This window comes from Neoroseomonas rubea (genome assembly GCF_016106015.1).
Lineage (GTDB): Bacteria > Pseudomonadota > Alphaproteobacteria > Acetobacterales > Acetobacteraceae > Neoroseomonas > Neoroseomonas rubea.
In genome coordinates, this window is sequence record NZ_JACADQ010000486.1 from 1 (window position 1) to 2,196 (window position 2,196).

Here is a 2,196-nt window from a genome sequence, read left to right on the forward strand (position 1 = left end):
CGGCCGCGACCAGCCGCGCCGCGCCATCGGCCAGCGCGCCCGGCACCGGCGCGCCGCCGGCGATCGTCGCCGCGGCCTCCGTCATCACGCGATGCAGCAGCGGCGCCGTCCCGCGTTCCGCCGGTGTCAGGAAGCGGTTGCGGGAGGAGAGGGCGAGGCCATCCGCCTCCCGCACCGTCGGCACCGGCAGGATGCGGATGGGAATGTCGAGGTCGGCCGCCATGCGCGTCACGACCTGCAATTGCTGCCAGTCCTTCTCCCCGAAGGCCGCGACCTCCGCGCCCGATTGCAGGAACAGCTTGCAGCAGACGGTCGCGACGCCGCGGAAATGGCCCGGCCGCGCATCGCCCTCCCAGCCGGCGGAGGGGCCCGAGACCTCCACCACCGTCGCGCTGCCCGGCGGGTACATCGCCTCGACCGGCGGCATCCAGACCAGGTCGCATCCCGCGGCGCGGAGCTTCGCAAGGTCCCCTTCCTCGTCGCGCGGATAGCGCGCGAGGTCTTCGCTGGCGTTGAACTGCAGCGGATTGACGAAGATGGAGGCGGCGACGGCGTCCGCCTCCCGCCGCCCGGCATGGACCAGCGCGACATGGCCTTCGTGCAGCGCACCCATGGTGGGCACGAGGGCGAGGCGCCGCCCCGCGGCGCGGAGCGCGGCCGTGGCGGCGCGGAGCGAGGGCAGGTCCCGGCAGATCTGCATGGCCGCACCCTACGCCTCGGGCGTGGACGGGCAAGCCGCGCCACTGCATGGTCCGCCCGCCATGAACGCATTGCCGGACCGCCCCCTGATCCGCCTTCTGCCCGGCCGCGACAAGCGGGTGAAGGCGGGCCACCCCTGGGCCTTCTCCAACGAGATCGCCATGACCCCGGCCGCGAAGGCCCTGCCGCCCGGTAGCGTGGTGCGGGTGGAAGGCGATGACGGCGTCCGGCACGGCGCCTGGCATTTCAACCCGCATTCGCTGATCGCGGCACGCAGGCTCGATGCCGATCCGGACGCGCCCTGCGATGCCGGCTGGTTCCGCGCGCGGATCGGCGCAGCACTTGCCCTCCGGGACCGGCTGTTCGACGCACCCCATTACCGGCTTGTGCATGCCGAGGCCGACGGGCTGCCCGGCCTGATCATCGACCGCTACGGCGACATGGTCGCGTTGCAGGCCAATACGGCGGGGATGGAGGCGGCGACCCCCGCGATCCTCGAGGCGCTCACGGCGCTGATCGCCCCGCGCGGCATCGTCGCGCGCAACGATGCCGGCGTGCGGGCGCTCGAAGGGCTGTCGGAGGAGGTGCGGCTGCTCGCCGGCGACGCCGCTGGCGCGACGGTGATCGAGAACGGGCTGCGCTTCCCGGTCGACCTGCTCGGCGGGCAGAAGACCGGCTGGTTCTTCGACCAGCGCGAACATCGCGCGCGCGTCGCGCGGCTGGCGAAGGGCGCGACGGTGCTCGATGCCTTCTGCCACACCGGCGGCTTCGGCATCGGCTGCGCGGTGGCGGGTGCCGCGTCCGTGACGCTGCTCGACCGCAGCGAGCATGCGCTGGCGACGGCCAGGCAGGCCGCGGCGGTGAACGGGGTCGCGGACCGGGTCTCGACGCTGCGCGGCGATGCGATGGAGGTGCTGGAAAAACTCGGCGCGGAGGGAAAGCGCTTCGGCATCGTCGTCTCCGACCCGCCGGCCTTCGCCAAGGCGCGCAAGGACCAGCCGGCGGCGCTGCGGGCCTATGGCAAGCTCGCGCGCATGTCGGCGGCGCTGGTCTCGCCGGGCGGCTTTCTCTTCATCGCCTCCTGTTCCCACCATGTCGCCTCGGGCGAATTCGCCGATGCGGTGATCTGGGGCGTGCAGCGCGCGCGCCGTGAAGCGAGGATCCTGCACATGGGCGGCGCCGGGCCGGACCATCCGCTCCATCCGATGCTGCCGGAAAGCGCGTATCTGAAGGGCATGTTGCTGCACCTGGGATGATGCCCGGCGGACCACGTCCCGGACTGGCGGCGGAACGGCCGCGGGCCGCGCCGGCACCCGGGCGGATGCGTCCGACGCCCGCGTCTGGTCCTTATGCGCGCGGTGGTACGCCAGACCGGCGCGCGCGCCGGCCTGCGGCATGAGGCCGGGGCTCGCCCGCGCCTGGCGCGCGACGCTGTTCGAGGCGGATGGCATCGCCGTGCCGATTGCGCCCGATCCGCGGCTGCCGGCGATCTGGCGC

At 73.6% G+C, this 2,196-nt stretch carries 2 protein-coding genes; one reads left to right on the forward strand and one right to left on the reverse strand.

The window, feature by feature from the left end:
- On the reverse strand, positions 1-700 hold a 700-nt coding region (gene panC / locus HW577_RS23975; protein ID WP_198378614.1), incomplete at its 3' end, for a pantoate--beta-alanine ligase.
- Between panC and HW577_RS23980 the strand changes: the two genes are divergently transcribed.
- Complete coding sequence (locus HW577_RS23980; protein ID WP_332837803.1) at positions 699-1,955, forward strand: class I SAM-dependent rRNA methyltransferase; 1,257 nt, start codon at positions 699-701, stop codon at positions 1,953-1,955. The two genes, panC and HW577_RS23980, sit on opposite strands and share 2 nt — an antisense overlap.
- Positions 1,956-2,196 lie beyond the last annotated feature (241 nt).